At 61.0% G+C, this 20,936-nt stretch carries 21 protein-coding genes; 13 read left to right on the top strand and 8 right to left on the bottom strand.

Features of this window, described 5'->3' with window-relative positions; genetic code table 11:
- Positions 1-14: 14 nt before the first annotated feature.
- The 3 genes from thiE (at position 15) to AC3WN7_RS03585 (ending at position 2,711) form a co-directional block, all read left to right on the top strand.
- On the top strand, positions 15-638 hold the full coding sequence (gene thiE, locus AC3WN7_RS03595) for a thiamine phosphate synthase (RefSeq protein ID WP_095965708.1): 624 nt from the start codon (positions 15-17) through the stop codon (positions 636-638).
- A 10-nt stretch (positions 639-648) separates the two neighbouring features.
- Complete coding sequence (gene hemL / locus AC3WN7_RS03590) at positions 649-1,932, top strand: glutamate-1-semialdehyde 2,1-aminomutase (protein WP_102673655.1); 1,284 nt, start codon at positions 649-651, stop codon at positions 1,930-1,932.
- A 224-nt stretch (positions 1,933-2,156) separates the two neighbouring features.
- On the top strand, positions 2,157-2,711 hold the full coding sequence (locus AC3WN7_RS03585) for a tetratricopeptide repeat protein (protein ID WP_102673656.1): 555 nt from the start codon (positions 2,157-2,159) through the stop codon (positions 2,709-2,711).
- Positions 2,712-2,822: 111 nt separating this feature from the next.
- Here AC3WN7_RS03585 and AC3WN7_RS03580 read toward each other — a convergent pair whose 3' ends face one another.
- Positions 2,823-3,152 (bottom strand): DUF1820 family protein, encoded by a 330-nt coding sequence (locus AC3WN7_RS03580; protein WP_003185742.1) that lies wholly within the window; start codon positions 3,150-3,152, stop codon positions 2,823-2,825.
- 135 nt (positions 3,153-3,287) lie between these two features.
- On the opposite strand from AC3WN7_RS03580, the gene miaB reads away from it, so the two are divergent.
- The 5 genes from miaB (at position 3,288) to lnt (ending at position 8,703) form a co-directional block, all read left to right on the top strand.
- On the top strand, positions 3,288-4,616 hold the full coding sequence (gene miaB, locus AC3WN7_RS03575; RefSeq protein WP_172435716.1) for a tRNA (N6-isopentenyl adenosine(37)-C2)-methylthiotransferase MiaB: 1,329 nt from the start codon (positions 3,288-3,290) through the stop codon (positions 4,614-4,616).
- Positions 4,617-4,831: 215 nt separating this feature from the next.
- Positions 4,832-5,839, top strand: a complete 1,008-nt coding sequence (locus AC3WN7_RS03570; RefSeq protein ID WP_015096962.1) for a PhoH family protein — start codon at positions 4,832-4,834, stop codon at positions 5,837-5,839.
- On the top strand, positions 5,832-6,326 hold the full coding sequence (gene ybeY / locus AC3WN7_RS03565) for an rRNA maturation RNase YbeY (RefSeq protein ID WP_015096963.1): 495 nt from the start codon (positions 5,832-5,834) through the stop codon (positions 6,324-6,326). Before AC3WN7_RS03570 ends, ybeY begins: the two co-directional genes overlap by 8 nt.
- Positions 6,327-6,331: 5 nt before the next feature.
- Positions 6,332-7,171, top strand: a complete 840-nt coding sequence (locus tag AC3WN7_RS03560) for a CorC family transporter (protein ID WP_007975860.1) — start codon at positions 6,332-6,334, stop codon at positions 7,169-7,171.
- Positions 7,172-7,179: 8 nt separating this feature from the next.
- Positions 7,180-8,703: an apolipoprotein N-acyltransferase gene (lnt, locus tag AC3WN7_RS03555; RefSeq protein ID WP_102673657.1), complete on the top strand. Its 1,524-nt coding sequence runs from the start codon at positions 7,180-7,182 to the stop codon at positions 8,701-8,703.
- Positions 8,704-8,835: 132 nt separating this feature from the next.
- On the opposite strand, the gene AC3WN7_RS03550 is transcribed toward lnt, so the two are convergent.
- Both AC3WN7_RS03550 and AC3WN7_RS03545 read right to left on the bottom strand, forming a co-directional pair.
- Positions 8,836-9,615, bottom strand: a complete 780-nt coding sequence (locus tag AC3WN7_RS03550) for a YdcF family protein (RefSeq protein ID WP_102673658.1) — start codon at positions 9,613-9,615, stop codon at positions 8,836-8,838.
- Between the two features lie 104 nt (positions 9,616-9,719).
- Positions 9,720-10,040, bottom strand: coding sequence for a hypothetical protein (locus AC3WN7_RS03545; protein WP_102673659.1), 321 nt, complete (start codon positions 10,038-10,040; stop codon positions 9,720-9,722).
- Positions 10,041-10,321: 281 nt separating this feature from the next.
- On the opposite strand from AC3WN7_RS03545, the gene leuS reads away from it, so the two are divergent.
- From leuS to AC3WN7_RS03520, 5 genes are all read left to right on the top strand, one after another.
- Entirely contained in the window at positions 10,322-12,928 is a 2,607-nt protein-coding gene (leuS, locus tag AC3WN7_RS03540) for a leucine--tRNA ligase (protein WP_102673660.1), read from the top strand.
- A gap of 87 nt (positions 12,929-13,015) precedes the next feature.
- The gene (locus tag AC3WN7_RS03535) at positions 13,016-13,621 is read left to right on the top strand and encodes an LPS-assembly lipoprotein LptE (RefSeq protein WP_095965784.1); all 606 of its coding nucleotides are present in this window, start codon (positions 13,016-13,018) and stop codon (positions 13,619-13,621) included.
- Between the two features lie 39 nt (positions 13,622-13,660).
- On the top strand, positions 13,661-14,698 hold the full coding sequence (gene holA / locus AC3WN7_RS03530) for a DNA polymerase III subunit delta (protein ID WP_095965715.1): 1,038 nt from the start codon (positions 13,661-13,663) through the stop codon (positions 14,696-14,698).
- 210 nt (positions 14,699-14,908) lie between these two features.
- On the top strand, positions 14,909-15,073 hold the full coding sequence (gene arfA, locus AC3WN7_RS03525) for an alternative ribosome rescue factor ArfA (protein WP_095965785.1): 165 nt from the start codon (positions 14,909-14,911) through the stop codon (positions 15,071-15,073).
- 61 nt (positions 15,074-15,134) lie between these two features.
- Entirely contained in the window at positions 15,135-16,457 is a 1,323-nt protein-coding gene (locus AC3WN7_RS03520) for a lytic murein transglycosylase (RefSeq protein ID WP_102673661.1), read from the top strand.
- A gap of 122 nt (positions 16,458-16,579) precedes the next feature.
- On the opposite strand, the gene AC3WN7_RS03515 is transcribed toward AC3WN7_RS03520, so the two are convergent.
- The 5 genes from AC3WN7_RS03515 to AC3WN7_RS03495 all read right to left on the bottom strand — a co-directional run bounded on the left by AC3WN7_RS03515 (position 16,580) and on the right by AC3WN7_RS03495 (position 20,892).
- Complete coding sequence (locus AC3WN7_RS03515) at positions 16,580-17,530, bottom strand: S66 peptidase family protein (protein ID WP_102673662.1); 951 nt, start codon at positions 17,528-17,530, stop codon at positions 16,580-16,582.
- Positions 17,531-17,704: 174 nt separating this feature from the next.
- A complete protein-coding gene (gene lipA, locus AC3WN7_RS03510; protein WP_162130289.1) occupies positions 17,705-18,703 on the bottom strand; it encodes a lipoyl synthase in 999 nt (332 codons plus the stop codon).
- Positions 18,704-18,728: 25 nt separating this feature from the next.
- Positions 18,729-19,376, bottom strand: coding sequence for a lipoyl(octanoyl) transferase LipB (lipB, locus tag AC3WN7_RS03505; RefSeq protein WP_007975880.1), 648 nt, complete (start codon positions 19,374-19,376; stop codon positions 18,729-18,731).
- Positions 19,376-19,651: a DUF493 domain-containing protein gene (locus AC3WN7_RS03500; protein WP_007975882.1), complete on the bottom strand. Its 276-nt coding sequence runs from the start codon at positions 19,649-19,651 to the stop codon at positions 19,376-19,378. The genes lipB and AC3WN7_RS03500 overlap by 1 nt, the downstream gene beginning before the upstream one ends.
- 83 nt (positions 19,652-19,734) lie before the next feature.
- Positions 19,735-20,892 carry a D-alanyl-D-alanine carboxypeptidase family protein gene (locus AC3WN7_RS03495; RefSeq protein ID WP_015096974.1) on the bottom strand — a complete coding sequence of 386 codons (1,158 nt, stop codon included), beginning with the start codon at positions 20,890-20,892 and terminating at the stop codon, positions 19,735-19,737.
- Positions 20,893-20,936: the final 44 nt, after the last annotated feature.

Genomic DNA, 20,936 nt, shown 5'->3' with positions numbered 1-20,936 from the left:
GTGAGGCTTGTCCGATGAAATTACGTGGCCTGTACGCCATTACCGACAGCCATTTGCTGGACGGTAAGTTGCTCAAGTACGTGGAGGCGGCGCTGGAAGGCGGCGTCACCTTGCTGCAGTACCGCGACAAAAGCAGCGACGAGGCCCGCCGCCTGCGTGAGGCCGAAGCCTTGCGCGAGCTTTGCGAACGCTACAAGACCCAGCTGATCATCAACGATGATGCCGAACTGGCCGCGCGCCTCAATGTAGGCGTGCACCTGGGTCAGACCGATGGCCCGCTGACTCCGGCCCGTGCACTGCTCGGGCGTCAGGCGATCATCGGTTCAACCTGCCACGCGCAGCTCGAACTGGCCGAACAGGCGGCCAAAGAAGGTGCCAGCTATGTCGCCTTCGGCCGCTTCTTCAACTCCAACACCAAGCCCGGCGCACCGACCTGCAGCCTCGAACTGCTCGACCAGGCGCGCAAGCAACTGCACCTGCCAATCTGCGCGATCGGCGGCATCACCCTGGACAACGCCGCCCCGCTGGTGGCCCATGGGGTCGATCTGCTGGCCGTGGTGCATGGCCTGTTCGGCGCCGAGAGCACGGCTGAAGTCACCCGCCGTGCCCGCGCCTTTAACGAATTACTTAAAATCTGAGAACCCGATCATGTCTCGTTCCGAAACGCTGTTTGCCAATGCCCAGAAACACATTCCCGGTGGCGTGAACTCGCCGGTTCGCGCGTTCAAGAGCGTCGGCGGCACGCCGTTGTTCTTCAAGCACGCCGAAGGCGCCTACGTCACCGACGAAGACGACAAGCGCTATGTGGATTACGTCGGCTCCTGGGGCCCGATGATCCTCGGCCACAGCCATCCGGATGTGCTGGACGCGGTGCGCAAGCAGCTGGAGCACGGCCTGTCCTACGGCGCGCCGACCGAGATGGAAACGCAGATGGCCGACCTGGTCTGCTCCCTCGTGCCGTCGATGGAAATGGTGCGCATGGTCAGCTCCGGCACCGAAGCGACCATGAGCGCCATTCGTCTGGCCCGAGGCTTCACCGGCCGCGACAGCATCATCAAGTTCGAAGGCTGCTACCACGGTCACTCCGACAGCCTGCTGGTCAAGGCCGGCTCGGGCGCACTGACCCAGGGCGTACCGAGTTCGGCCGGCGTACCGGCAGCGTTCGCCAAACACACCCTGACCCTGCCGTTCAACGACATCGACGCCGTTGCAGCCATGCTCGCCGAAGTCGGCCAGGATGTGGCTTGCATCATCGTCGAGCCAGTGGCCGGCAACATGAACTGCGTGCCGCCGGCACCGGGTTTCCTCGAAGGCCTGCGGACCCTGTGCGACAAGCACGGCGTGGTGCTGATTTTCGACGAAGTGATGACCGGTTTCCGCGTCGCCCTCGGCGGAGCCCAGGCGTACTACGGCGTGACGCCGGACCTGACCACCTTCGGCAAGATCATTGGTGGCGGCATGCCGGTCGGCTGCTTCGGCGGCAAGCGTGAAATCATGCAGCGCATCGCCCCGCTGGGTCCGGTCTACCAGGCCGGTACGCTGTCCGGTAACCCGCTGGCGATGGCCGCCGGCCTGACCACCCTGCGCCTGATCAGCCGTCCGGGCTTCCACGCCGAGCTGACCGACTACACCACTCGCCTGCTCGACGGCCTGCAACAGCGCGCCGATGCGGCGGGCATTCCGTTCGTGACCACACAAGCCGGCGGCATGTTCGGCCTGTACTTCAGTGGCGCCGACGACATCGTCACTTTCGATGACGTGATGGCCAGTGACGCAGCCCTGTTCGGCCGCTTCTTCCACCTGATGCTCGAAGGTGGCGTGTACCTGGCACCGAGTGCCTTCGAAGCCGGTTTCACTTCGATCGCCCACGGCGAAGCCGAACTGAAACTGACCCTGGACGCCGCCGAGCGTGCCTTCGCTGCCTTGAAATAACGCCGTAGCGCTGACGTTGGCCATTGCCAGCGTCAGCTTTCACCTACACGCCCGCCTCCATTCCTACACTGCCAGCAAAAATCCTCCGCAAAACGGGAGATATATTTCCCGCGCAGCAGAAAAACGAGTAAAGACTTTGTAAGGTTGGCCCTGCTTATTTCATAATGCGCGCTTATTGGATCCCTCGATGGGTCCGCGCGCCCTTCAGAGGTAAGTCGATTCCCATGAACCGCACCGGCCGCACCCTTGCACTGGGCTGCCTGTTGCTTCTTCAGCCCCTGCTCGCGCACGCACAAGCAGGCGGCAACTCGTTGTTGATCCCAGCGATGGGTCGCTGCATCCTCAATACCCAGCCGCAAGACCTGGAACAGGCGATCGCCGCCTGCCAGAAAGCGTCGGATGAAGGGGATGCGCAAGCGCAATACGAGTTGGGTGAATTCTACTACGAAGGCAAAAACGCACCGCGCGACCTCAATCAAGCCCTGAGCTATTTCGAAAAGGCTTCGCTGCAAGGCCATGCCCAGGCGCAATTCAAGCTCGGTACCATGTTCTTCCACGGCGAAGGCGTACCGGCCAATAACGTTCAGGCGTATATCCTGCTGAAGATGGCGGCGGTCAACGGCGCCGAAGACGCACTGGACACCGCCGACGAAGTCACCGAAAAAATGCCCCGCGAAGAGCTCGAACTCGCCACCCAGGTGCTCGGGCAAATTTTCCGTAAATATCTTATGGAGCTGCAGAGTGCCGATGGGCGTACGCCTTTCGCGCCTCTACCTTAAATTCTGCGGCGCTTTTTCCGGCCTCTTCGCGAGCAAGCCCGCTCCCACATTGGAATGCTATTCCCTGTGGGAGCGGGCTTGCTCGCGAATGAGGCAACCCGGTTTTGCGCCTTACTTCTCAGGCATCGGCATCGGAAACGGCATGACATTGCCGACCGCACCGCGGGCTTCGCTGATTTTCGGGGTCCCCAGACGCTCGACTTCGTCGATACGCACGATCGAATGCATCGGCACAAAACTACGCACCACGCCTTCGAACTGAGCCTTGAGCTTTTCTTCGCTCGGATCGACGACCACTTGCGTGCGCTCGCCAAAGACGAACTCTTCCACTTCCAGAAAGCCCCACAGATCACTTTGATAGATCTGCTTGGCGTACATTTCGAACACCTGGCCCTGGTTGAGGAAAATCACCTTGTAGATTGGAGCTTCACGTTTGGTCATGGTGGGCGGGTAACACATCAAGGGATAAAAAAGAGGGCGCGAACTATAGCATAGCCGCCGGACGCACAGCGGTAGGAACCTTGGAACATGTTCCCTATAATGCGCGGTTCTTTGAATCACGTGATGACTCTTTCCATGGCCAAGAAGCTTTACATCGAAACCCACGGTTGCCAGATGAACGAGTACGACAGCTCGCGCATGGTCGATCTGCTGGGTGAACATCAGGCCCTGGAAGTCACCGCGCGCGCTGAAGACGCCGACGTCATCCTGCTCAACACCTGCTCGATCCGCGAACGTGCGCAGGACCGCGTCTACTCCCAACTCGGGCGCTGGCGCGAACTGAAGCTGGCCAACCCGGACATGGTGATCGCCGTCGGCGGTTGCGTGGCCAGCCAGGAAGGTGCGGCCATCCGCGATCGCGCGCCGTACGTCGACGTGGTGTTCGGCCCGCAAACCCTGCACCGCCTGCCGGAAATGATCGACGCCGCACGCATCAGCAAGCTGCCGCAAGTCGACGTCTCGTTCCCGGAAATCGAAAAGTTCGACCATTTGCCCGAGCCGCGCATCGACGGCCCGAGCGCTTACGTGTCGGTGATGGAAGGCTGCAGCAAGTACTGCACGTTCTGCGTGGTGCCCTACACCCGCGGCGAAGAAGTCAGCCGGCCGTTCGACGACGTGATTGCCGAGATCATTCACCTGGCCGAAAACGGCGTGCGCGAAGTGACACTGCTGGGACAGAACGTCAACGGTTATCGCGGCCTCACCCATGACGGGCGCCTGGCGGATCTGGCCGAGCTGATCCGCGTGGTTGCCGCCGTCGATGGCATCGACCGCATCCGCTACACCACGTCGCATCCGCTGGAGTTCTCCGACAGCCTGATCCAGGCCCACGCCGATGTGCCGGAACTGGTCAAGCACCTGCACTTGCCAGTGCAGTCGGGCTCGGACCGCATCCTCGCCGCGATGAAGCGCAACCACACCGCGCTGGAATACAAATCCAAACTGCGCAAGCTGCGCGCCGCCGTGCCGGGCATCTGTATCAGCTCGGATTTCATCGTCGGCTTCCCGGGTGAGACCGAGAAAGACTTCGAGCAAACCATGAAGCTGATTGCCGACGTCGGTTTCGACTTTTCCTACTCGTTCGTCTATAGCCAACGCCCGGGCACACCGGCCGCCGACCTGGCCGATGACACGCCGGAAGAACTGAAAAAAGAGCGTCTGAACGCCCTGCAGCATCGCCTGAACCAGCAAGGTTTCGAGATCAGCCGACAAATGGTCGGTTCGATCCAGCGAATCCTGGTGACCGATTACTCGAAAAAAGACCCGGGCGAGCTCCAAGGCCGGACCGAGAATAACCGTATCGTCAACTTTCGCTGCGACAATCCGACCCTGATCGGCCAGTTCGCAGACGTGCGCATCGATGCCGCGCAGCCGCACTCGCTGCGGGGTTCGCTGATCCGATAACACCGAATATCCCTGTGGGAGCGGGCTTGCTCGCGAAGGCGGTCTGTCAGCACCCTTAAAGTCGACTGACACTCCGTCTTCGCGAGCAAGCCCGCTCCCACAGGTACAGCGCCAGAGACGGGAATGGGGTTGCCTCATTTAAGAGCTTTCGCACCCGCGCCACTGGCGTTATCCTTGATTTCATCTCAATTGCCCCAGGGCGGCTAAATACGACCTTGAACGCACCCATAGAACCACATCGTTTCATCCTCGAGCCTTTTGAAGCTCGCCGCTTCGCCAATCTGTGCGGGCAATTCGACGAGCACTTGCGCTTGATCGAACAACGCCTGACCATCGAGATCCGCAATCGCGGCAACCAATTCGAGCTGATCGGCGAGCCCAAACACACCACCTCCGCGGAAAACCTCCTGCGCCGCCTATACCGGGAAACCAAGGGTACCGAGCTGTCGCCAGACATGGTGCACCTGTTCCTGCAGGAATCTGCCGTGGAACAACTGGACAACCACTCCCCCGCCGAACCGTCCGTGGCGCTGCGCACCAAAAAAGGCATGATTCGCCCCCGCGGCTTGAATCAGCTGCGCTATGTGAAGGAAATCCTCGGTAACGACATCAACTTCGGCATCGGCCCGGCCGGTACCGGCAAGACCTATCTGGCCGTCGCCTGCGCAGTGGATGCACTGGAGCGCGAGCAGATTCGCCGCATCCTGCTGGTGCGCCCGGCGGTCGAAGCGGGTGAAAAACTCGGTTTCCTGCCCGGCGATCTGTCGCAGAAAATCGACCCGTACCTGCGCCCGCTCTATGACGCACTCTACGAAATGCTCGGCTTCGAATACGTCGCCAAGCTGATCGAGCGCCAGGTGATCGAAGTCGCGCCACTGGCTTACATGCGCGGCCGCACGCTGAACAACAGCTTCATCATTCTTGACGAAAGCCAGAATACCACGGTCGAGCAAATGAAGATGTTCCTGACCCGGATCGGCTTCGGCTCCACGGCCGTCATCACCGGGGACATCACCCAGGTCGACCTGCCACGCGGCACCAAGTCCGGCCTGCACCATGTGATTGAAGTGCTCAAGGAAGTGCCGGGGATCAGCTTCACCCATTTCCAGCCCAAGGACGTCGTGCGCCATCCGCTGGTACAGCGCATCGTTGAAGCCTACGAGCGCTTCGAAACCCGTGCGGCCGATGATGCAGCCGCCAAGGATAGCCGCCGCGATGCTTGAGCTTGACCTGCAAATCGCTACCCAAGCCCCTGCCCCCAGCGAAGCCGAGTTCCGCCAGTGGTGCGAACTGGCTTTGCGTCAGCGCAGCGCCGACTCGGAAATGACCATTCGCCTGGTCGACGAAGCCGAAGGACGCGAGCTGAACCACACCTGGCGGCAAAAGGATTACGCAACTAACGTCTTGTCATTCCCGGCCGATGTGCCGGATGAGTTCCTCGACATTCCGCTGCTGGGCGATCTGGTGATCTGCGTGGCGGTGGTCGAGCGTGAAGCCGCCGAACAAGGCAAGCAACTCAAGGCCCATTGGGCACACCTGGTGATTCACGGCTGCTTGCATCTGCTTGGTTACGACCATATTGATGACGACGAAGCCGAGGAGATGGAAGCACTGGAACGAACGTTGCTTGCAGAACTGGGCTTTCCCGATCCGTACGCGGACGACGAAACCGATTTATCCCCCACAGAAACAACAAAGGATTCAGAGTAATCGCTATGAGCGAAGATCGATCGAGCAACGGGCAGAAGTCATGGCTGGGGAAGCTCACCCAGGCTTTTGCCCACGAGCCGAAAAACCGCCAGGAGCTTTTGGAGCTGCTGCGCGATGCACACCAGAACAAACTGTTGGACAGCGAAGCGCTGGCCATCGTCGAAGGCGCCATCCAGGTGGCTGACTTGCAGGTGCGGGACATCATGGTCCCGCGCTCGCAAATGGTCAGCATCAAGGCGAACCAGACACCCCGCGAGTTCCTGCCCGCCGTGGTCGACTCGGCTCACTCGCGCTACCCGGTCATCGGCGAAAGCCACGATGACGTGATGGGCGTGCTGCTGGCCAAGGACCTGCTGCCCTTGATCCTCAAGGAGAACGGCGACAGCTTCAACATCAAGGATCTGCTGCGTCCGGCCACCTTCGTGCCGGAATCCAAGCGCCTTAACGTGCTGCTGCGCGAATTTCGCGCCAACCACAACCACATGGCCATCGTCATCGACGAGTACGGTGGCGTGGCAGGCCTGGTCACCATCGAAGACGTGCTGGAACAAATCGTCGGCGACATCGAAGACGAACACGATGTCGAAGAAGACAGCTATATCAAGCCGCTGCCGAGCGGTGATTTCCTGATCAAGGCCCTGACACCGATCGAGAACTTCAACGAATTTTTCGACAGCGAGTTCTCCGATGATGAATTCGACACCGTTGGCGGTCTGGTGATGAGTGCGTTCGGGCATCTGCCAAAACGTAACGAAATCACTGAAATCGGCCCATACCGCTTCCGCATCCTGAACGCCGACAGCCGTCGGATTCACTTGCTTCGCCTGACGCCCATTGCTCGCTAAGGATTGAAATGCGCTGGACAACCCGCCCCGGCTGGCCCGGTAACCTGCTGGCCGTGGCGGCCGGTGCAATCACCACCCTGGCCCTGGCGCCGTTCGATATCTGGCCACTGGCACTGCTCGCCGTCGGCCTGTTCTATGCCGGCCTGCGCGAACTGAGCCCACGTCAAGCCTTGGGTCGCGGCTGGTGTTTCGGTTTCGGCCTGTTCGGTGCCGGCACCAGCTGGATCTACTACAGCATTCATCACTTCGGCGGCGCTTCGGTATTGCTGGCCGGCTTCCTGATGCTGCTTTTCACGGCGGCGATTGCCTGGTTCTTTGCCCTGCCCGCCTGGATTTGGGCGCGCTGGCTGCGCCGCAATGAGGCGCCGCTGGCCGACGCCCTGGCCTTCGCTGCGCTGTGGGTCGCCCAGGAAGCCTTCCGCGGCTGGTTCCTGACCGGTTTCCCGTGGCTGTATTCCGGCTACAGCCAACTCGATGGCCCGCTGGCCGGGCTCGCGCCCCTTGGTGGGATGTGGCTGATTTCCTTCACCCTGGCCTTGACGGCAGCGCTGATCTACAACGGCTTGCGCCTGGTTCGCACGGGGCGCAAAGGCTTCATTGCTGCCGGTGTATTGCTGCTGGTCGGTCCATGGCTGCTCGGCATGGCGCTCAAACACCACGCCTGGACCAGCCCTTCGGGCCCGCCACTGAGCGTCGCCGCCATTCAGGGCAACATCGAACAAAGCATGAAGTGGGATCCTGCGCAGCTCAACGCGCAGTTGGCGCTGTACCGCGACATGAGCTTCAGCTCCAAACGCGTCGATCTGCTCATCTGGCCGGAAACAGCGATCCCGGTGCTCAAGGAGTCCGCCGAGGGCTACCTGAACATGATGGGCGACTTCGCGGCCGAACGTAAATCGGCGTTGATTACCGGCGTCCCGGTCCGCATGGAGGTACGCCACGAGAAGCGTTTCTTCAATGGCATCACCGTGACTGGTGAAGGCGACGGCACTTACCTGAAGCAGAAACTGGTGCCCTTTGGTGAATATGTTCCCTTGCAAGACATCCTGCGCGGGCTGATCGCCTTCTTCGACCTGCCAATGTCGGACTTCGCTCGCGGCCCGTCTGACCAGCCGCTACTGCAAGCCAAGGGCTATCAGATCGCGCCGTTCATCTGCTATGAAGTGGTTTATCCGGAGTTCGCCGCCAGCCTTGCCGCCCGCAGCGACCTGTTGCTGACCATCAGCAACGACACCTGGTTCGGCACCTCCATTGGCCCGCTGCAACACCTGCAGATGGCACAGATGCGCGCGCTGGAAGCCGGCCGCTGGATGATCCGCGCCACCAACAACGGCGTGTCCGGCCTGATCAACCCGTTCGGTCAGATTACCGATCAGATCCCGCAGTTCGAACGCGGCATCCTGTATGGCGAAGTGGTGCCGATGCACAACCTGACTCCGTACCTGGAATGGCGTTCATGGCCGCTGATCATTGTCTGTGTGCTGTTGTTTGGCTGGGCACTGATTGCCAGCCGGATGGCCAAGACCCTTTAAAAGCTTCGCGAGCAAGCCCGCTCCCACATTTGATCGGCGTCGTACACAAATACTGTGACCGACTTAGATCCAGTGTGGGAGCGGGCTTGCTCCGGGCGGCGATCCGACGAAGGCGGCATCACAGGCACCGGATCAATCAGTGCCGACATCACCTCGATAGAACAGCGAATAACCGACCTGCCCCACCGCCTCGTTCATCAACTGCCCGTTCTGCCAGATCGCCTTGAACTCCGGCATCCAGCCACCCAGCGGCCGCGCGTTATCGCCGCCCAGAAACCCTACCGGCGCCGGCACCACCTCAAAACCGGCCTTGCGAAAACTCCAAGCCGCCCGTGGCATATGCCAGGCCTGAGTCACGAGCACCACACGCTTGATGCCTTGGGGAAGCAACACCTCGGCGCTGAACTGCGCATTTTCCCAGGTCGTGCGGCTGCGCCCTTCCTGCCAGCGCACGCTCAAGCCAAAATCGTCACGCAAGGCGTCAGCCATCATCTGCGCCTCGCTGGGCGGTGTGCCGTAATGCAGACCGCCGCTGGTCAGTACCGGCAATCCGGAAGCCTTGGCCAGCCGCGCGGCAAAGCGCTGGCGCTCCAGACCGACGCCCGTGGGCTGGTCGGCACCCCAGGCCACGTCACCGCGCTCGCGCCCCGAGCCAAGGACCACGATCGCATCCGCACGTTGCCCCAGGACTGCCCACTCACTGCGGGCAAGCGGCGGCTCCCGCTCGAGCAGGCCGGCACCCCACTGCACAACCACCGGCAGGCTCATCAGCCAGAAACCACCCAGGCCCAGAGCAAAGCACACACCGGCAAGCCTCGGCCTTGAGCGGCGCAACCACCAGGCAAGCAAAAGCAGCAGCAACAGAATGCCGGGTGGCAATAGAAGTTGTTTTACGAAATAACGGAACGGCATCGAGCATCTCCTGGAGATGCCCGAAGCCTAAGTGGGTTGGCGCAATGCGACAATCAATATGGAAGGACTATGCTTCAAAAACTCATGGAGCATGGCACCGTGTCCTATTTGAACTGCAAAGACCGGACCTTTACCGCGTCTCTGCCGGGAACCTTGTCCTTGAGCCAGATGATCTTGGCTGAACGTGGTGCGTCGAGTTGCTTTACCGCTTCTGACAAGCATCCGTGCGACTCACGTTCGCTGCGATCCAGATACGCCTTGACCAGTGCAAACTCTGCGGGGCTCAGGCCGCGCAGTTCCAGCTCCAGAGGGCGTTCGTCGCGCAACCGGCCAGCGGTCCTTGCCGCTTCCAGGGCCAAGGCCAAACGATCGATCAGCCTTTCGTATAGCTCCGGTTTTGTAGCTTTTTGCTGTGACTCAACCATCCCTCACCTCATTGGAAGATATGACCTACTCCCCAGTTAGAGCTTAGCTTCCATGAACAAACCGGCTGAACGCCGCGACCAACGGCCCTCGCAGCGGTTTTCGCAGGACGTGTGGCAGCAATCAGGGTTTCCCTCGGTAGAGCGCGGTCATGTATGCTACGGCGCTTCCTGTAACTCCACTTCCAGCTCGGCTGGCCAGCGAAAACGCCAATGAGGCGGCTTCAACGTCCAGCGTTGCATTGAAGAGGATTAGGCCACCCCTATTCAGTTCAAAAGTAGCCATGCACGAACAATATCAGCCCCGTGAAATCGAAGCCGCCGCCCAGTCGTTCTGGGACGAGCAAAAGTCCTTTGAAGTCAGTGAACAGCCAGGCAAGGAGACCTACTACTGCCTGTCGATGTTCCCTTACCCCAGCGGCAAGCTACACATGGGGCATGTGCGCAACTACACCATCGGCGACGTGATCTCCCGCTACCAGCGCATGCAGGGCAAGAACGTTCTGCAACCGATGGGTTGGGACGCCTTCGGCATGCCGGCGGAAAACGCCGCGATGAAGAACAACGTAGCGCCCGCCAAGTGGACCTACGAAAACATCGCCTACATGAAAAGCCAGCTGCGCAGCCTGGGCCTGGCGGTGGACTGGTCGCGCGAAGTGACCACCTGCAAGCCCGATTACTACCGCTGGGAACAATGGCTGTTCACCCGCCTGTTCGAAAAAGGTGTGATCTACAAGAAAAGCGGCACCGTTAACTGGGACCCGGTCGACCAGACCGTCCTGGCCAACGAACAGGTGATCGACGGTCGCGGCTGGCGTTCCGGTGCACTGATCGAGAAGCGCGAAATTCCGATGTACTACTTCAAGATCACTGCCTACGCGGATGAACTGCTGGAAAGCCTCGACGAACTGACTGGCTGGCCTGAGCAGGTCAAGACCATGCAGCGCAACTGGATCGGCAAATCCCGCGGCATGGAAGTGCAGTTCCCGTACAACGTCGACTCCATCGGCGAAACCGGTGCACTGAAAGTCTTCACCACCCGTCCGGACACTTTAATGGGAGCGACTTACGTCGCCGTGGCCGCCGAACACCACCTGGCCACCCTCGCGGCACAGAACAATCCCGAGCTGCAAGCGTTCATCGCTGAATGCAAAGGCGGCAGCGTGGCTGAAGCCGACGTCGCCACCCAGGAGAAAAAAGGCCTGCCGACCGGCCTGTTCGTCGAGCATCCGCTGACCGGCGAAAAGCTGCCGGTATGGGTCGCCAACTATGTGCTGATGCATTACGGTGATGGCGCGGTAATGGCGGTTCCGGCCCACGACGAGCGCGATTTCGAATTCGCCCACAAATACAACCTGCCGGTCAAATCGGTCGTGCGCACCAGTTCCGGTGACACCAACCCCGCGCCATGGCAAGACGCCTACGGCGAGCACGGCACGCTGATCAATTCCGGCGAGTTCGACGGCCTCGACTTCGCGGGCGCCTTCGACGCCATCGAAGTCGCGCTGATCAAGAAAGAACTGGGCGCCTCGCGTACCCAGTTCCGCCTGCGCGACTGGGGCATCAGCCGTCAGCGCTACTGGGGCTGCCCGATCCCGATCATCCACTGCACCACCTGCGGTGACGTGCCGGTACCTGAAGATCAACTGCCGGTCGTGCTGCCGGAAGACGTGGTGCCGGATGGCGCCGGTTCGCCACTGGCGCGCATGCCCGAGTTCTACGAGTGCAGCTGCCCTAAATGCGGCGCGCCGGCCAAGCGCGAAACCGACACCATGGACACTTTCGTCGAGTCCTCGTGGTACTACGCCCGCTATGCCTCGCCACACTTCGAAGGCGGCCTGGTGGAAAAATCGGCGGCCGACCACTGGCTGCCGGTTGACCAGTACATCGGCGGTATCGAACACGCGATTCTTCACCTGCTGTACGCGCGCTTCTTCCACAAGCTGATGCGCGACGAAGGCCTGGTGAGCTCCAACGAGCCGTTCAAGAACCTGCTGACCCAGGGCATGGTGATCGCCGAGACTTACTATCGCCGCGAAGCCAATGGCGCCTACACCTGGTTCAACCCGGCGGACGTCGAGCTCGAGCGTGACAGCAAGGCCAAGGTCATCAGCGCCAAGTTGAAAGCTGACGGCCTGCCGGTGGAAATCGGCGGCACCGAGAAGATGGCCAAGTCGAAGAACAACGGCGTCGACCCACAGTCGATGATTGACCAGTTCGGCGCAGACACCTGCCGCCTGTTCATGATGTTCGCCTCGCCACCTGACATGAGCGCGGAATGGTCCGACTCCGGCGTAGAGGGCTCGCACCGATTCCTCAAGCGCGTCTGGCGTCTGGCTCAAGCACACGTCACTCAGGGCCTGCCGGGCAAACTGGACGTCGCCAGCCTGAATGACGAGCAGAAAGCCGTTCGTCGCTCGATCCACCTGGCCATCAAGCAGGCCAGCCAGGACGTCGGCCAGAACCACAAATTCAACACCGCCATCGCCCAGGTGATGACGCTGATGAACGTGCTGGAGAAAGCCGCACAAGGCACTGAACAGGATCGCGCGCTGGTTCAGGAAGGCCTGGAAACCGTGACCCTGCTGCTCGCCCCGATCACACCGCACATCAGCCACGAGCTGTGGCATCAACTGGGCCACGCTGATCCTGTGATCGACGCAGGTTGGCCGGTGCAGGACGACAGCGCACTGGTGCAGGACAGCCTGACGCTCGTCATCCAGGTCAACGGCAAGCTGCGTGGTCAGATCGAAATGCCGGCCAGTGCCAGCCGTGAAGAAGTCGAAGCCGCCGCCCGTGCCAACGAGAACGTCCTGCGCTTCGTCGACGGTCTGACCATTCGTAAAGTGATCGTAGTGCCCGGGAAACTGGTCAATATCGTCGCCAGCTAATTGGATCAGGCGCCAGGTGAGCCTGGCGCCGAGTAAAACCTTTCGGGCCGCTTGATCGGCCCACATGGTTTCAAGGGGAGCAACAAGATGATCAAACGCAATCTGCTGGTGATGGGCCTCGCGGTTCTGCTGAGCGCCTGCGGTTTCCAGCTGCGCGGTACCGGCACCAACGAACTGGCGATCAAGGAACTCGACCTGAGCGCCCGTAACGCTTATGGCGAAACCGTGACCCAGTTGCGTCGAGTACTGGAAGGCAGCGGCGTCAAGGTCTATACCGGCGCACCGTACAAACTGGTGCTGACCAATGAGCAGGAAAGCCAGCGCATCCTCAGCTACGCAGGCGCCAGCAGTACGGGCGAGTACCAGCTCACCACCGTGCTGAACTACGACATCCGTGGTCGCGGTGATCTGCCATTGTTGAGCGACAAGCTTGAAGTGCAGAAAGTCTTTATGCACGACGGCAGCAACCTGGTGGGGTCCGACCAGGAAGCCGCAACAGCCCGTGCGGAAGGCCGCCGGGAGATGGTTCAGCGCATGATGCTGCGTCTGGAACAACTGACCCCGGGCCAACTGGACCAGTTGCAGCAGACTGCCGAAGCCAAGGCCAAGGCTGACGCCGCGGCACTGGAAGCGGCACAAAAGGCTGAAGCGCAAACCCCGCGCCAGTCGCCTGTCGAACTGCCGCAGCAGTAAGACTTACGGGGCGCTCAGGCGCCCCGTTCGCCCTTTCTTATGAAGCTCGCCCCCGCCCAACTCGCCAAACACCTGCAAGGCGCCCTTGCGCCCGTCTACATCATCAGCGGCGATGACCCACTGCTGTGCCAGGAAGCGGCCGACGCCATCCGCACGGCTGCCCGTCAGCAGGGATTCGATGAACGCCAGGTGTTTGCCGCCGACGCCAATTTCGACTGGGGGACCTTGCTGCAAGCCGGTGCCAGCATGTCGTTGTTCGCCGAAAAGCGCCTGCTGGAGCTGCGCCTGCCTTCCGGCAAGCCTGGCGACAAAGGCGCCGCAGCACTTATCGAGTATTGCTCGCGCCCGGCCGACGACACCGTGCTGCTGATCAGCTTGCCGAAACTCGATGGCAGTGCACAGAAAACCAAGTGGGGCAAAGCGCTGGTCGAAGGACAGCAGACCCAGTTCGTGCAGATCTGGCCAGTCGATGTCGCCCAGTTGCCCAGCTGGATCCGCCAACGCCTGTCCCAGGCCGGGCTGTCCGCCAGCCAGGACGCGGTTGAGCTGATCGCAGCACGGGTCGAGGGCAACCTGCTGGCCGCCGCCCAGGAAATCGAAAAGCTCAAACTGATGGCCGAAGGGGGTCAGATCACCGTTGAAACGGTGCAGGCGGCGGTGGCCGACAGTGCGCGCTTCGACGTCTTTGGCCTGACCGATGCGGTGCTCAATGGTGAAGCGGCCCATGCGTTGCGCATGCTCGAAGGCTTGCGCGGCGAAGGCGTCGAGCCGCCGGTGATTCTCTGGGCCCTGGCCCGGGAGCTGCGACTGCTGGCCAATATTTCCCTGCAATACAGCCAGGGGACGCCGCTGGACAAGGCCTTCAGCCAGGCCAAACCGCCGGTCTGGGACAAACGTAAACCGTTGATGAGCAAAGCCCTGCAACGCTACTCGGCACAACGCTGGGCGCAACTGCTGCTGGAAGCGCAACGCATCGACGCGCAGATCAAGGGCCAGGCGGCGGGTTCGCCGTGGATGAGCTTGAGCCGGTTGACGTTGTTGATGGCCGGGCAGCGCTTAGCCCTACCCGCTGAATAACACCGCCCCCTGTAGGAGCGAGCTTGCTCGCGAAGCACCTGAGGGCAACGCGCTAAATCAGAAACTCTGGTGTTATCGTTAACGACCATCGCGAGCAAGCTCGCTCCTACAGAGAGCGGCGCTTTTTCTGATACTCACCGGGACTGGACATCCCCCCAACTTCGGCCGATGATTTGCCGCGCAAAATCCATTCACTTGCGAGAAATCATCATGAGCAAAAAGCCATCAACGCATGGCCCCAACAAGGCCAAATCCATCATTGCCCAGCCATTGTTCCGCAGCCGCCAGGAACGTCCCGCCAAGGGCAAAGGCAGTTATCGCCGCGAAGCCTTCCAGCCTGACAACTGGGAGGCTTCTTACTTTCTGGCTGCGTAAAGCAGAACCCCCCTTCAACATGTTAAGGTCTGTACCTGATTCGTACTCCCTGGACCCGTGCATGCCCTTTTGTCTTCCCCGTCGTTGGCACCTTCGCCAACTGATCGCTGCCTCCAGCCTTGTTTTGCTTGTCGCCTGCGCGGAAAAACCGACCGCAGCCGACGCTCAGCCGCTTCAGACGCTTCCTGTCGCCACCGCCCCGGCGGTTGTTCCGCCTGTGGTTCCGACGGGTGAGAACCTCGACATCCAGCCAACCCAGACCTTCGCCGAATGGCAGGCGGGTTTTCGCAAGGATGCCCTGGCCGCGGGTATCCGCGCCGATCTGTTTGATCGCGCTTTCGCCGATGTCAGCTTCGACCCCAGTGTAATTCGTGCCGACCGCAGCCAACCGGAATTCGCAAAGCCGGTGTGGGAATACCTGGATGGCGCCCTGTCGCCGCTGCGGGTACGTAAAGGCCAATCGCTGGTCAACCAGTACGCCGACATCCTGCAAAGCATCGAGCAGCGTTATGGCGTTGATCGTCAGGCGCTGGTGGCTGTGTGGGGCATGGAAAGCAACTTTGGCCAGTTCCAGGGCAGCAAGTCGGTGATCAACTCACTGGCGACCCTGGCCTATGAAGGCCGTCGCCCAGGTTTCGCCCACGCGCAATTGATTGCCGCCCTGCAAATCCTGCAACAAGGCGATATCGAGCCCGAGAAGATGCTGGGATCCTGGGCCGGCGCCATGGGCCAGACCCAGTTCATCCCGACCACCTACAACACCCATGCCGTGGACTTCGATGGTGACGGGCGGCGCGATATCTGGAGCAGTTCGGCCGATGCCCTGGCGTCTACTGCGCACTACCTGCAGAGTTCTGGCTGGCAGAGAGGCCAGCCATGGGGCTTTGAAGTCCAGCTGCCGAGCGGGTTCAACTACCTGCTGGCCGACGGCACGATTCGCAAGAGCGTCGCCGAATGGCGGCAACTTGGCATTACCCTGCCCAACGGTGGCCAGGTCCCGGCCGGCTCCGAGCAATTGTCCGCAGCCCTGCTGCTGCCGGCCGGTTACCGTGGCCCGGCGTTCCTGGTGCTCGATAACTTCCGGGCGATCCTCAAGTACAACAACTCGTCGTCCTACGCCCTGGGCGTGAGCCTGTTGTCCGAACGCTTCAATGGTGCGGGCTTGATCAGTGGCACGTGGCCAAAGGATGACCTGCCACTGAGCCGCACCGAGCGGATCGAGCTGCAAAACCTGCTGAGCGCGCAAAACTACGACGCTGGCACCGCCGACGGGATCATTGGCGCCAACACCCGCAAGGCGATTCGCAGCGCCCAGCAGTCGTTTGGCTGGCCAGCGGATGGCTACCCGACGCACAAGTTGCTGGAAGGGTTGCGCAACCGATAGTTTGTCGTATGGCTGGAACCGCTTTCGCGAGCAAGCCCGCTCCCACATTGATTTTGTGGCGCTCACAGATCAAATGTGGGAGCGGGCTTGCTCGCGAAGACTGAGTACCAGGCAACGAACATCTAACGTTTGGTCACCACATCCTGCTCCAGCATCAACTCCTTGTTCCCGGCATCCAAGCGCACCAACGCCCCCATGGGCAGCGTCAGATTCGGGTCGCAATGCCCGCTTCGCCACCCGGACAACACCGGAATTTTCAATGGCGCGAAGGTCTGCTTGAGCAACCTGTCCAGCGCGGCCACCTCCACTCCCGCCACATCCCCGACCAACACACCGCGCAGCTTGTGCAACGTACCCGCCAGCCGCAGATGGGTCAGCAACCGGTCGATGCGATACAGCGGCTCGTTGATGTCCTCGATCAACAGAATGACGCCCTCGGCATCAATCTCGTAGGGCGTGCCCATGGTCGCGGCGATCATGGCCAGATTGCCTCCGAGCAAGCGCCCATGAGCCACGCCCGGCTCGATCGTGGTCAGCGGGCAGGCCACCGGATGCGCCAGCACCGAGCCCGCCCTCACCTGCCCGCGCAGCATGTTGAAAAAGGAAGACTCCGTTGGTATTTGCTTGCCACCCAGCAGGTCGGCATTGAGCAATGGACCATGAAATGTCACGAAACCGGCATAACGACTGATCGCCAAATGCACGGCTGTGATGTCGCTGTAACCGATGAATGGCTTGGCATTGTCGCGCAGCAATTGGAAATCGATGCGATCAAGCAGCCGGGGCGTGCCGTAACCTCCGCGCAGGCAGATGATGGCATCGACTTCACGATCCGCGAACGCAGCGTGCAGGTCATTGAGCCGCACGTCGTCGCTGCCGGCCAGGTAGCCGTCTTTCTCGTAGACCCCGGGAAACACTTTCAGTGAGTAACCTCGGGCACACATCCATTGCACCGCCTTGTCGGTGTCCAGCGTCGCGGGACCGGCGGGTGCGATAACGCCGATCATGCCTTCCGACGGCAGTGCCGGGACGGGAGCATGGGGGCAAAGGGTGTGGGTCGGTCGAGCGGTCATTCGTGAATCTCCCTGTGTGAACACGTCAGCACACAGTAGTCAGGAACGGGGACAAACTGAAGAGGGCCAATCGCCCCGCAGGTTGCAGGAAAAAGCGGCCAGTGCCGTAGGCCGGGCAAAAAAACGCCCGCAAGGCTGAACACCGTGCGGGCGTTTTTCATTTGCGTGCGCAGATCAGGACGACATCAGCTCGGCCTTGACCAGCTTGGCCTGCTCGTCGGCGTGATACGAGGAGCGCACCAACGGACCCGAGGCAACGTTCTTGAAGCCCATCTTGTAGCCTTCCTCGGCGAACCAGGCGAAGGTGTCCGGGTGCACGAAGCGTTGCACCGGCAAGTGGCTGCGGGACGGTTGCAGGTACTGGCCCAGGGTCAGCATGTCGATGTCGTGCTCGCGCATGCGCTTCATGACTTCGATGACTTCTTCGTCGGTCTCGCCCAGGCCCAGCATCAGCCCGGACTTGGTCGGAATGTGCGGCATCATCTGCTTGAAGCGTTGCAGCAGGGTCAGCGACCACTGGTAGTCCGAACCCGGGCGCGCAGCCTTGTACAGGCGCGGCACGGTTTCCAGGTTGTGGTTGAACACATCCGGCGGCTCGGCGGCAGTGATTTCCAGGGCGATGTCCATGCGGCCACGGTAGTCCGGAACCAGGGTTTCGAGCTGCACGTTCGGCGACAGCTTGCGGATTTCGCGGATGCAGTCGGCAAAATGCTGGGCACCACCGTCGCGCAGGTCGTCGCGGTCCACCGAGGTGATCACCACGTACTTCAGGCGCAGGTCGGCAATGGCGATGGCCAGGCTTTCCGGTTCGTTGACGTCCAGTGGCTTCGGACGGCCGTGGCCGACGTCGCAGAACGGGCAACGACGGGTGCAGATGTCACCCATGATCATGAAGGTCGCGGTGCCGCCCGAGAAGCACTCACCCAGGTTCGGGCAGGAAGCCTCTTCGCACACGCTGTGCAGCTTGTGCTTGCGCAGCAGGGCCTTGATGCGGTCGACTTCCGGCGAAACCGGGATGCGCACACGAATCCAGTCCGGCTTCTTCGGCAGTTCGGTGGTCGGAATGATCTTCACCGGGATGCGTGCAACCTTTTCGGCGCCGCGCAGCTTGACGCCGGCTTCAACCTTGGGACGCGGGGCCGGGCGCTCGGTGACATCGAGCGTCGGGATCATGGTTTGCACTGCATCAGTAGTCATATCAGTCGATTCCGCCCGTGAGGGTCGTCTGCTCAGCATAGTCGAGGTGTTTGACGAGCTGCGCGCGCAGCCGGGCACTTACCTCGGCAAATTCAATCGATCCTGCGTGATCGCTCAGCTGGGTCATCGCCAGCCCGGCGTAGCCGCAGGGATTAATCCGTCGAAACGGTTCCAGGTTCATGTCCACGTTCAAGGCCAGGCCATGAAAGGAACAGCCGTGGCGGATCCGCAGACCCAGGGAGGCGATTTTCGCCCCGTCGACGTAGACACCCGGTGCATCGGGCTTGGCCGCGGCGGTGACACCGTAACTGGCCAGCAGCTCGATCAGGCATTGCTCCATCCGGCTGACCAGATCGCGCACGCCAAACCCGAGCCTGCGTACGTCCAGCAGCAGATAAGCCACCAACTGGCCGGGGCCGTGGTAGGTCACCTGCCCCCCACGATCGACCTGCACCACCGGAATGTCACCGGGAAGCAGCAGGTGTTCGGCCTTGCCGGCCTGGCCCTGGGTGAACACCGCCGGGTGCTCCACCAGCCAGACCTCGTCGGCAACATCGGTGCCGCGTTCGTTGGTAAAGCGTTGCATGGCATGCCAGACCGGCTCGTAAGCCATCTGGCCGAGCTCGCGAAAGCCCAGCGTGCCGGACATCACAACACCATGTGCACGAAACCGGTAGCCCGCAGTTCGCTGTTGATGTTGTACAGCTGGTCCTGGTCGGTCGCGACGATGTGCAACTGAATGGTAGTGTATTTGCCGTTGCTGCTCTGGCGCTCGTCAATACGCTCGTCGTTGATCTTGGCGTGCTTGCTGACGATGTCGATGATTCTGTCCTTGTTGCCCACGCCGGTGTCGCTGATCACCTTGACTGGATAATCAGTGGCAGGGAATTCGATCTTTGGCGCCTTTACTTCGGTATCGGTCATGGCGTAACGGCCTCGTAAGCGTAAGCCGTGGCGACGGCAAAGCCCCGCGCCGGATCAGCACGGGGTTTTGCAGAAGCACACTATCAGTTGAACAAGCCGTAGAAGAATAGACGGATGCTATCCCACATGCGACGGAAGATACCACCCTCTTCGACGCCATCCAGAGCGATCAGGTCGGCGCTGTGCACCACCTTGTCTTCCAGTTTGACTTCGACTTTACCGATCACGTCGCCCTTGGCGATTGGCGCAATCAGTTGCGGGTTCATGGTCATGCTGGCGGCGAGCTTTTTCAGCTGGCCTTTTGGCAGGGTCATGGTCAGGTCTTCAGCCAGACCGGCCTTGACCTGGTTGGTGGCGCCTTTCCAGACCGGAGCCTGGGCCAGTTCGGTGCCCTTCTGATAGAAGGTCTGGGTTTCGAAGAAACGGAAACCGTAGGTCAGCAGCTTCTGGGTTTCGGCGGCACGGGCCACTTCGCTGTTGGTGCCGAACACCACGGCGATCAGACGCATGCCGTCACGTACGGCCGAAGACACCATGCAGTAGCCGGCTTCATCGGTGTGACCGGTCTTCAGGCCGTCGACAGTCTTGTCGCGCCACAGCAGCAGGTTACGGTTGGGTTGCTTGATGCCGTTCCAGAAGAACTCTTTCTGCGAGTAGATCGCGTAGTGAGCCGGGTCTTCGTGAATGATCGCGCGGGCCAGAACAGCCATGTCGTGAGCCGACGAATAGTGCTCAGGATTCGGCAGACCGGTCGGGTTCATGAAGTGGCTGTTGGTCATGCCCAGGTCAGCCACGGTCTTGTTCATCATGTCGGCGAAGGCGTCTTCGCTGCCGGCGATGTGCTCGGAGAGCGCGACGCTGGCGTCGTTGCCCGACTGGATGATGATGCCGTGCAGCAGGTCGCTGACAGTGACTTGCGAACCCACCTTGATGAACATCCGCGAACCACCGGTGCGCCAGGCGTTTTCGCTGACGGTCACCGGGTCGTTTTCACCGATCTGGCCACGACGGATTTCCAGGGTCGCAATGTACGCGGTCATCAGCTTGGTCAAGCTGGCCGGTGGCAGACGCTGGTCACCATTGTTCTCGACCAGCACGTTGCCGCTGCTGGCATCCATGAGCACGTAGGCCTTGGCAGCCAATTGTGGTGGCGAAGGCATCATCTCGGCCGCAAAAGCGGCGGGTGAGAGAAGCAGCGGGACTAACAGGAACAGGCGTTTGGCAAAGGTGGTGATGTTCATCCGTCTCTCGAAATCGCTAATGGAAACTGCCCGAGGGCAAAACT

The sequence above is a fragment of the Pseudomonas sp. FW305-70 genome, assembly GCF_058783925.1.
Note: the sequence above shows the minus strand (reverse complement) of the source record. Positions and strands in the feature narration are given on the sequence as shown.

Coding starts and splice junctions, on each gene's coding strand:
- thiE (WP_095965708.1), top strand. CDS start 15: ATGAAATTACGTGGCCTGTACGCCATTACCGACAGCCATTTGCTGGAC.
- hemL (WP_102673655.1), top strand. CDS start 649: ATGTCTCGTTCCGAAACGCTGTTTGCCAATGCCCAGAAACACATTCCC.
- AC3WN7_RS03585 (WP_102673656.1), top strand. CDS start 2,157: ATGAACCGCACCGGCCGCACCCTTGCACTGGGCTGCCTGTTGCTTCTT.
- AC3WN7_RS03580 (WP_003185742.1), bottom strand. CDS start 3,152: ATGACCAAACGTGAAGCTCCAATCTACAAGGTGATTTTCCTCAACCAG.
- miaB (WP_172435716.1), top strand. CDS start 3,288: ATGGCCAAGAAGCTTTACATCGAAACCCACGGTTGCCAGATGAACGAG.
- ybeY (WP_015096963.1), top strand. CDS start 5,832: ATGCTTGAGCTTGACCTGCAAATCGCTACCCAAGCCCCTGCCCCCAGC.
- AC3WN7_RS03560 (WP_007975860.1), top strand. CDS start 6,332: ATGAGCGAAGATCGATCGAGCAACGGGCAGAAGTCATGGCTGGGGAAG.
- lnt (WP_102673657.1), top strand. CDS start 7,180: ATGCGCTGGACAACCCGCCCCGGCTGGCCCGGTAACCTGCTGGCCGTG.
- AC3WN7_RS03550 (WP_102673658.1), bottom strand. CDS start 9,615: ATGCCGTTCCGTTATTTCGTAAAACAACTTCTATTGCCACCCGGCATT.
- AC3WN7_RS03545 (WP_102673659.1), bottom strand. CDS start 10,040: ATGGTTGAGTCACAGCAAAAAGCTACAAAACCGGAGCTATACGAAAGG.
- leuS (WP_102673660.1), top strand. CDS start 10,322: ATGCACGAACAATATCAGCCCCGTGAAATCGAAGCCGCCGCCCAGTCG.
- AC3WN7_RS03535 (WP_095965784.1), top strand. CDS start 13,016: ATGATCAAACGCAATCTGCTGGTGATGGGCCTCGCGGTTCTGCTGAGC.
- holA (WP_095965715.1), top strand. CDS start 13,661: ATGAAGCTCGCCCCCGCCCAACTCGCCAAACACCTGCAAGGCGCCCTT.
- arfA (WP_095965785.1), top strand. CDS start 14,909: ATGAGCAAAAAGCCATCAACGCATGGCCCCAACAAGGCCAAATCCATC.
- AC3WN7_RS03520 (WP_102673661.1), top strand. CDS start 15,135: ATGCCCTTTTGTCTTCCCCGTCGTTGGCACCTTCGCCAACTGATCGCT.
- AC3WN7_RS03515 (WP_102673662.1), bottom strand. CDS start 17,530: ATGACCGCTCGACCGACCCACACCCTTTGCCCCCATGCTCCCGTCCCG.
- lipA (WP_162130289.1), bottom strand. CDS start 18,703: ATGATCCCGACGCTCGATGTCACCGAGCGCCCGGCCCCGCGTCCCAAG.
- lipB (WP_007975880.1), bottom strand. CDS start 19,376: ATGTCCGGCACGCTGGGCTTTCGCGAGCTCGGCCAGATGGCTTACGAG.
- AC3WN7_RS03500 (WP_007975882.1), bottom strand. CDS start 19,651: ATGACCGATACCGAAGTAAAGGCGCCAAAGATCGAATTCCCTGCCACT.
- AC3WN7_RS03495 (WP_015096974.1), bottom strand. CDS start 20,892: ATGAACATCACCACCTTTGCCAAACGCCTGTTCCTGTTAGTCCCGCTG.